At 56.8% G+C, this 8,139-nt stretch carries 7 protein-coding genes and 4 pseudogenes; 7 read left to right on the top strand and 4 right to left on the bottom strand.

The features are described 5' to 3' along the window. A pseudogene (locus ACFFNA_RS40440) lies at positions 1-183 on the top strand (IS66 family transposase); the annotation flags it as partial. Between the two features lie 24 nt (positions 184-207). Here the strand turns inward: ACFFNA_RS40440 and ACFFNA_RS40435 are convergent. Continuing rightward, positions 208-546, bottom strand: a complete 339-nt coding sequence (locus tag ACFFNA_RS40435) for a helix-turn-helix domain-containing protein (protein ID WP_378926029.1) — start codon at positions 544-546, stop codon at positions 208-210. Between the two features lie 269 nt (positions 547-815). Continuing rightward, a pseudogene (locus ACFFNA_RS40430) lies at positions 816-1,839 on the bottom strand (IS110 family RNA-guided transposase). Between the two features lie 434 nt (positions 1,840-2,273). On the opposite strand from ACFFNA_RS40430, the gene ACFFNA_RS40425 reads away from it, so the two are divergent. The 4 genes from ACFFNA_RS40425 to ACFFNA_RS40410 are packed head-to-tail and all read left to right on the top strand — an operon-like array spanning position 2,274 to position 5,649. Then, on the top strand, positions 2,274-3,284 hold the full coding sequence (locus ACFFNA_RS40425) for a tagatose-6-phosphate kinase (protein WP_378926025.1): 1,011 nt from the start codon (positions 2,274-2,276) through the stop codon (positions 3,282-3,284). 19 nt (positions 3,285-3,303) lie between these two features. After that, positions 3,304-3,786: a cupin domain-containing protein gene (locus tag ACFFNA_RS40420; RefSeq protein ID WP_378926023.1), complete on the top strand. Its 483-nt coding sequence runs from the start codon at positions 3,304-3,306 to the stop codon at positions 3,784-3,786. A gap of 1 nt (position 3,787) precedes the next feature. After that, positions 3,788-4,897, top strand: a complete 1,110-nt coding sequence (locus tag ACFFNA_RS40415; RefSeq protein ID WP_378926021.1) for a DegT/DnrJ/EryC1/StrS family aminotransferase — start codon at positions 3,788-3,790, stop codon at positions 4,895-4,897. A 44-nt stretch (positions 4,898-4,941) separates the two neighbouring features. Continuing rightward, on the top strand, positions 4,942-5,649 hold the full coding sequence (locus ACFFNA_RS40410; protein ID WP_378926019.1) for an HAD-IA family hydrolase: 708 nt from the start codon (positions 4,942-4,944) through the stop codon (positions 5,647-5,649). A 14-nt stretch (positions 5,650-5,663) separates the two neighbouring features. On the opposite strand, the pseudogene ACFFNA_RS40405 reads toward ACFFNA_RS40410, so the two are convergent. Beyond that, positions 5,664-5,869, bottom strand: a pseudogene (locus ACFFNA_RS40405) (transposase); the annotation flags it as partial. Between the two features lie 72 nt (positions 5,870-5,941). Between ACFFNA_RS40405 and tnpA the strand changes: the two are divergent. Both tnpA and ACFFNA_RS40395 read left to right on the top strand, forming a co-directional pair. Then, complete coding sequence (tnpA, locus tag ACFFNA_RS40400; protein WP_378926017.1) at positions 5,942-6,361, top strand: IS66-like element accessory protein TnpA; 420 nt, start codon at positions 5,942-5,944, stop codon at positions 6,359-6,361. A 368-nt stretch (positions 6,362-6,729) separates the two neighbouring features. After that, positions 6,730-6,816 (top strand): annotated as a pseudogene (locus ACFFNA_RS40395) (integrase); the annotation flags it as partial. Positions 6,817-6,858: 42 nt separating this feature from the next. On the opposite strand, the gene ACFFNA_RS40390 reads toward ACFFNA_RS40395, so the two are convergent. Next, complete coding sequence (locus ACFFNA_RS40390; RefSeq protein ID WP_378926014.1) at positions 6,859-8,082, bottom strand: IS256 family transposase; 1,224 nt, start codon at positions 8,080-8,082, stop codon at positions 6,859-6,861. Positions 8,083-8,139 lie beyond the last annotated feature (57 nt).

The raw sequence follows: 8,139 nt of genomic DNA, 5'->3' as shown, positions 1-8,139 counted from the left end.
CTGTTCGATGACATGCACGCGTGGCTGAAACGGGAGCGCGCAACGCTCAGCAAATCGTCCGAAGTGGTCGAGCCGATCGATTACATGCTGAAGCGCTGGGATGGGTTTGCCCGTTTCCTGGAAGATGGCCGGATTTGTCTCACGAACAATGCCGCCGAGCGCGCTCTGAGAGGAATTGCAATGACCGATTCATACTGCACCTCCTCTTCAAATGCCTGGAAACAGGGACTTTTGGTTTTCCATTTTGATGCGACACGGGCCTCTGTGACGCGGAAACTGGGTCACTTCATCCTTTTCCAGGTCCGTCGCTCGTATTTGGTGCGGCGCGTCAGGAACAACCTGCTCGGTCGGAAGCGCCCCCTCCTTGATCAGCCGGCGGACACGATGGGCAGAAACACCAAGCTTTTTAGCGGCTTCGGTAAGCGTGAGCCACTCGCCGTTCTTTTCTGCGGAACGGTAGCCGTGGATTTTATGGACCGTTCGCAACGCCCCGACACGGCGCCCTGTCCAATCCTCCTTTGTTGCAGTTGACGTTCGAGAGTTCACCTCGCCTGGAGGGCGGGGTCCATACCATTGGCCTCCGCGTGGCAAGGGCTTTTCGGCGGTTCTGACGATTGGTCGGGTGCAGGCATGTACTCGGCCTTTGATTGCGGCGTGTTCATGCCGCTGGCCCTGATGTAGTCCGCTGATCGGATCCCAGATAGGTCAACGCGCTTTCAAGCGGCACCCACTGATCGGGTTTGTCCGATCCCGGCTCGACCGTTCATCATCGCACCATCAGCACCTCACCAATCCCTGCATCCTCCGCGACCGCCTCATGCGGCGGCGGAAGCCTCAAAGCGTCGGCCGGTCATCATCAACGCCCAGACGATCCGCGCCATCTTGTTCGCCAAGGCAACAGCAACGACGTTGTACGGCTTCTTCGCCAGAAGCTCGGCAGCCCAACGGGTAGTCACCGCTTTGCTTTTGCCGCTGAATCGGAGCACGGCATGCGCTCCGACCACGAGAAGCCGGCGGAGATACGGGTCGCCTTGTTTGCTGATCCTTCCGAGGCGGTCCTTGCCGCCCGATGAGTTCTGCCGCGGCACCAGGCCTATCCACGCCGCCAGTTGTCGGCCGGATTTGAACAGTGACGCGTCTGTCACTGTCGCGCGATTGCGCTGGCAGTGATCGGGCCGATTCCAGGGATCGTCTCGAGGCGTCGGCTCAGTTCGTTCGAGCGATGCCAAGCATGAATCTGGCGATCCATCTCGCTGACCTTCTCGTGCACCTCCCGCAATTGAGCGATCAGCGGAAGAAGCGCGGACCGCGCGAGCGGCGGGATGAGATCGTGATCATCGTCTTCGACCAACGCGATCAGCATTCCGACGCCGGCAATGCCCTGTCGTGTCACGATGCCGAACTCCGCCAAGTGGCTGCGCAAGGCGTTCACCAGCATTGTCCGCTGCCGGATCAAAAGCTCGCGGACCGATGCAGCATCAGCACCCTCTGCTGCTCCTCGCTCTTCACCGGAACGAAGCGCATCGTTGGTCGCGTCACCGCTTCGCAGATTGCCTCGGCATCTGTCGCATCATTCTTCTGCCGCTTCACGTATGGCTTGACGTAGGACGTTGGCATTAGCCGAACCTCGTGACCCAGCGCCGAAAGAACCCGAGCCCAGTGGTGTCCAGTCGCGCACGCTTCGATGCCGATCAGGCACGGCGGCAATGCCTTGAAGAATCCAACGACATCGTCGCGGCGCAGCTTGCGGCGGCTCACGATCGCGCCAGCACCATTGATACCGTGAACCTGAAATACCTGCTTGGCGATATCCAGACCAATTATGGCAATCTTCTCCATGGACTGCTCTCCCTCATGTGACTTTCGACAGCCACACTTTGGCACATTGCGATGCCCGGAGCGGAGGCCGTCCACCACATCAGGTCACCTGCAGCATAACGTTTGAGCCCAAGCCGCGACATTGCTGGAACACTGTCGCAATCCTGACAGTAATGTTTGATCGCAAACACACAAAAACGTCTTTCGCAACTAACCTAATGAATAGACCCGGTATTCGTACACGGCACGGCATTTGCATTCTGAACAGTAACCGTAACGTGGCGCGCTTTGCGTGACGCCAAGGACTTTCCAACCGCGAGGCGATGGCGACAATGGATAATTCTTGCGTACGGCCAAACGGCACCCTGCATCCTCCGTCAGTCGGAATTGGACCGATGTCCAAAAACGTCGTCGAAGCTTGCAATCGCATCGCGAACCGTCACAGAATCCCGTTGATGCTGATCGCCAGCAGGCGTCAAATTGATAGTGACGACTTAGGGGGTGGTTACGTTGAGAATTGGACCACGCAAACGTTTGCAGAACACGTTCGAAAAACATCCTTGCCGAGTTCTTTGCTCATTTGTCGTGATCATGGGGGCCCATGGCAACACCCTAGCGAAATTGAATATAGCGAGGAGAGAGCAATAAACTCCTGCATGGAGTCCTTCAAGGCGGACATCCGGGCCGGATTTGATCTACTCCACATTGATACTAGCTCGGAGCGAGCGGGAATCGCTCAGGCCGAAAGCGCAGTGGCGAGGTTAGTGGAACTTTATGCGGGGTGTCATGATTTTGCCAGAAGCCTCGGTAGATCGGTTCAGTTTGAAATTGGTTTCGAAGATCAGAGCGCTGACGCCACCTATCCTTCTGATTTTAAGGACAAGCTTCATAATGTTCTGAACCGATTAATTAGCCTTAAACTCCCGTTGCCAACTTTTGTAGTCGCTCAAACGGGAACCAAAGTTCTGGAAACAGAAAATGTGGGAGCGATCATGGCGGCTCCCCATGCGGTGCGGCACTCAATCGAGCAGCTTGCCAACATCTGTCGTGAAACGGGCGTCGCATTGAAGGCCCACAATGCCGACTATCTGCCAGTAGACGAGTTATCTATACTAAAACGCTCCGGGGTTTCCGCAATCAACGTTGCGCCGGAGTTCGGTGTCGCAGAAACCCGAGCGGTCGTTTCTATCCTTAAGGAACTGAACTTAGCCGTTCAACTGGAACGCTTCCTGGAACTTGCCTTCCAGTCATTTGCTTGGAAAAAGTGGATGAATTCGAACTCCCGCGCATCCGATACAGACCGCGCGATCATCGCTGGTCACTACGTGTTTGGCACTGAGAGATATCGGGCGATCAAATGCGTTGCGGAATCCGAATGCAGCAAACATGGGAGGAGTCTTGACGAACTTCTACGACTTTCCATTGAGCAAGCCATCGAACGATATGTCGTAGCCTTCGGTAGATAAGATTATGAAGGAGCCCATTATGAAGCAAGATTACTTAGACGCCCTTTTCTCAACGGCCACTCGATCAGCCAGCAATGCGTCGAATGAATTCAAAGTTGAACACGTTGCGACCGCTAAAACGGTCACCAAGGGATGGGGTGAAGAGCGTTGGCTTGTCAATGAGAAAGCCCGATTCGGATTCAAGATCATTCATATCAAGGCCGGTCAAAGGACCAGCCTCCAATACCATGAATGCAAGGAGGAGGCGAACTTGGTTCTGAATGGGAACGGTGTGCTTTTTTACACAGAACAGCAACAGATGGAGTGCTTGAGAGAAATTGACCTCAGCGCGGGCGATATCGTCCACATCCTACCAGGTATGGTTCACCGCATTGAGGCGGAGAATGATATCACACTTGTGGAGTGCTCAACTCCCGAACTAGATGATGTAATCCGCCTTGAGGATGACTGGAACCGCAGCAGCGGGCGCATTGAATACGAACATTCAACTAAAGCGGAATAAAATGAACTGGATAGTACCCCGATACGATTATCCGTCGCAGATCAGCGATATTGAAGCTACACTCTTGGCGCAAATGAGGGATCTGCTCAACGGCGGTCAATATATCCTTGGTCAAGCGGTCACTGATTTTGAACGGGAATTCGCAACATATATTGGAACCAAGCACGCAATTGGGGTCAATTCCGGAACGGACGCCCTGATCCTTGCCTTGCATGCATTGGGAATCGGTCAAGGCGATGAGGTTATTACTGTCACCAATTCGTTTCATGCCACAGCTCTGGCAATCGTTCGAGTTGGCGCCATTCCGGTTCTAGTTGACTGTAAACCAGATACCTTTTTGATCGATTTGGGGCAGGTCGAGCAGAAGATTTCCAGGCGAACAAGAGCCGTTATTGTGGTGCATTTGTTCGGCCAGTCTGTAGACATGGCAGCCGTACATGACCTCGCGAAGCGCAATGGATTGTTGATTGTCGAAGACTGTGCGCAAGCCATTGGCGCACTGTCCGGCGAAAAGAAAGTTGGCTCAACAAGCGACGCTGGGTGTTGGAGCTTTGCACCATCGAAGAACCTAGCAGCGGCTGGAGACGCGGGTGCTGTCACTCTGAATAACCCGAAACTTTCAGATCGACTAAGTCATATGCGGCATTTCGGTCAGACTCGCCAAAACGAACATCGTGTTCCCGGCTATAATTCCAGGTTGGATACAATCCAGGCGTTGGTGCTTAGAAACAAGCTTCCGTGTGTAGATAAATGGGGCGCCGCGCGCGTCCGGATAGCATCGATATACCGCGAGAGGCTGGATGGCCTGCCGATCGCATTTCAGCGTGGCGCGCGAACTGGCGAGCATGTCTACCATTTATTCCAGATCAAAACCGACTTGCGCAATGATCTGCTGTCGCATTTGCGAAGACGTGGCATCGATGCTGTTGTCCGCTACCCGACTCCAATTCATTTGCAAGAAGCTTTTGGTGACCTTGGATATCGAACCGGAGATTTGCCTGTTTCAGAGGCATTGGCAGAACATTCACTCTGCTTGCCACTCCACCCAGCGATGACGGACGATCAGGTCGGCTTCGTGTGCGCCAGCATTCATTCCTTTTTTTCTGGCTAAACGGCGCGCAAGTATTACGATCACTGGTGTTATGGTGAACCTTGATGGAAAGAAGCAAGCAATTGAAAATAGAGTGCAAAGCGGTTTTGTTTGACATGGACGGAGTGCTGATAGACTCTATCTCGCATATTGAGCGATCGTTACGCCGTTGGGCATCAAAACACCATTTGGACCCTGCTCGCGTAGTAGACTTGTCACACGGCCGCAATGATCGGGACGTGGTAAAACTCGCAGCGCCTTTTCTTGATGTAGAAAGGGAAGTAAGGCGCATTCAAGAGGACGAAGTCGCTGAAGCATACCGGATTCGCTCAAAGAGTGGAGCCGTAGAGCTCGTCAATTCATTGCGATCCAACTCGTGGGCAGTTGTTACTTCTGGGTGCCGCGCTGTCGCTGAAGCGCGCCTGCGGGCGGCAGGTGTCAGCGCACCTCCAGTATTGGTTTCGGCCGATGACGTTACTCTGGGCAAACCGGCTCCCGAGGGTTATCTTTCCGCCGCCCGCCAAATCGGTGTAAGCCCCGACAACTGCGTTGTGTTTGAGGACGCCCCTGCAGGTGTTAAGGCGGCGCGAGATGCCGGCATGCAAGTTGTAGGGGTGACAGGAACGGTGTCGCGGGAATACCTCTTTTGTGATCACATAATCTCGGACCTTAGTGAGGTCATGGCGGTCAACACTGAGTGCGCCATAGAACTACATTTCCGGCTGGTCGATCGCCCGCGAGCGGTCCATGACCATGACTCGGCAAAGACATAGTGATTGCTCACGCGGCTCTCGACCAACATGTGGCGAATACGACCGTTGCCTGCCTTTGTGATGCCGCCGCGCCGGACTGTCTCCCCGGTTGAGCGCTCGCCGGGAACGAGACCGAGATATCCCATGAGCTGGCGTGGGCTTTCGAACCGGCTGGTGTCGCCGACTTCGGTGACGAAGTCACGGCGACAATCAGGTCTGCCCCACGGAACGTCGTAAGCGCCCAAGCGCTCCCATGTTTCGCGGATTGATGAAGGGCGCGACACTCTTGTGATGATTCTCACGGGAGGTTTGTTTGCAGTCTGCACCCAAGTCCAGACCTGGAACATTTACAGTCATCGAGGCGGCGCCTGATCGTCTCGACGAGAGCCCGGCGTTGATGCGTCGTCGCTGGTCGGATGAGGCGAAGACTCGGATTCTGGAAGAGGCGATGATGCCGGGCGCGAATGTCTCGGCGGTAGCGCGGGCGCATAGGGTGAGCCCGCAGCAGCTGTTTGCCTGGCGGCGCAAGGCGGTTCGCTCCGGCGCCATCGCGATCCTGCCGGCAAAGCCGGAGGTCCAGACGCAGGGCTTCGCGCCAGTGGAAATGTCGCACGAGAATGGCGCTTGTGCCGGCGGTCTGGAAATCGTCATCGGGGACGCGACGATCCGCGTGGGCAGCGATGTCGCCCCAGCCCTTCTGGCCGAGGCGATCCGGGCCGTGCGGTCAGCATGATCCCGTCAGGAGCCAAGGTCTATGTGGCGACGCGGCCGGTCGACTTCCGGAAGGGGCCTGGCGGCGCTGGTGCGCGATACGGGCGCCGATCCGTTCCTATGTGTCGGGCGAGATTATGTGGCGGAGCCGCGCAGACGCCTGTCAGGGCCTGCCAAGTCTGGAGTCCTCCGCCACATAATCTCGCCCGACACATAGCAACGGTTGGACTAACCCGCTCCGCCATGGCGGAGCGGCAAGGGGGGTGTTCGCCGACGGCGCGGTCTTGATGGCGTCCTCTGTCGTGCCGGTCAGGCGTTCAATAGGAGCTCCAACTGCGCGAGCATGGGGTGGCTGCTTGCAGCCCATTCCATCGGACAAAGGAGCTTGTCATGACCCAACTTCGGCAACGCATGAGCGAGGACATGCAGGTGCGCAACTTCGCGCTCAACACCCAGCTCTCCTATCTGCAACAGGTGTGGGACTGTCAGGAATTCCGTGTTCGGTCGGGCGGTTGAACATTATGCCGCCATGGCCCTGATGAAGCGTTCGCCGAAGATGACGGCGAATTGCGCCTTTGCCATCGCCCATTCACGTGGCGGCATTTTCCACTCTTTCTCGGATCGGTTCAAGATCAGATAGAGCAGTTTTGTGGCGGCATCGTCGCTGGGGAAGTGGCCCCTTGCCCTGACTGCCCGCCTGAGCTTCGAGTTCAGTGCCTCGATGGCATTCGTCGTGTAGACGATCCTGCGCACCTCCTGGGGGAAGGCGAAGAACGGGATCACCTCGCTCCATGCGCGCCGCCAGCTCTGTCCGATAGCGGGGTAACGCTGGCCCCAGGAACCGGCTTCGAACGCGGTCAGCGCCTGTTCGGCGGTGTCGGCGCTTGGCGCGCGGTAGATCTCCTTGAGCGCCGTCGCCAAGCCCTTGCGGTCCTTCCAGGACACGAAGTCCATCGAGTTGCGCAGCAGATGGACGATGCAGGTCTGCACGATCGTCTCGGGGAACACGGCGGTAATCGCTTCGGGGAAGCCCTTGAGGCCATCGACGACGGCAAGCAGAATGTCTTCCGTGCCGCGGTTGCGGAGCTCGTTCATGACCCGCAGCCAGAACTTCGCGCCTTCATTCTGCTCGAGCCACAGGCCCAGAACCTCCTTGGCGCCATCGGCGCGCACGCCCAGCGCGATGTGTATCGCCTTGTTGCGGACCATCCCCTCGTCGCGGATCTTGACCCGGATCGCATCGAAGAAAATGAGCGGGTATATCGGATCAAGCGGCCGCTGCTGCCAAGTGGCGACCTCTTCAAGCACGGCGTCCGTCACCGTTGAGATCAGGTCTGGCGACACGTCGATGCCATACAGATCGTGCAGATGCCCGGTGATCTCGCGGGTGCTCATTCCCCGCGCGTACATCGAAACAATCTTGTCATCGAACCCTGGGAAGCGGCGCTGATACTTGGCAATCAGTTGCGGGTCGAAACTCGACTGGCGGTCGCGCGGGACGTCGATCTCCAGCTTGCCGGTCTCGGTGGTTACGGTCTTACGACCATAGCCGTTGCGCGTGTTGCCGACGCTGTCGTCGCCAGCCAGGTGATGATCCATCTCCGCGTTCAAGGCGCGCTCGGTCAGCGCCTTCTTCAACGAATCCAGCAGACCACCTTGTCCAAATGCCGCGCTGGCGGAACCGCCCGCAAGCAACTGGTCGAGAAGATCATTCGGTATCGCAGGTTCTTTGCGTCGCGACATAGTGGGACTCCTTCTTACCCATTATGCCCGACCGAACACGGAATTCCTGACAGTCCC

The organism is Mesorhizobium kowhaii, from assembly GCF_042431665.1.
GTDB classification, from domain to species: domain Bacteria; phylum Pseudomonadota; class Alphaproteobacteria; order Rhizobiales; family Rhizobiaceae; genus Mesorhizobium; species Mesorhizobium kowhaii.
The sequence above is the reverse complement of the archived record's forward strand: the minus strand, read 5'-3'. Positions and strand labels throughout refer to the sequence as shown.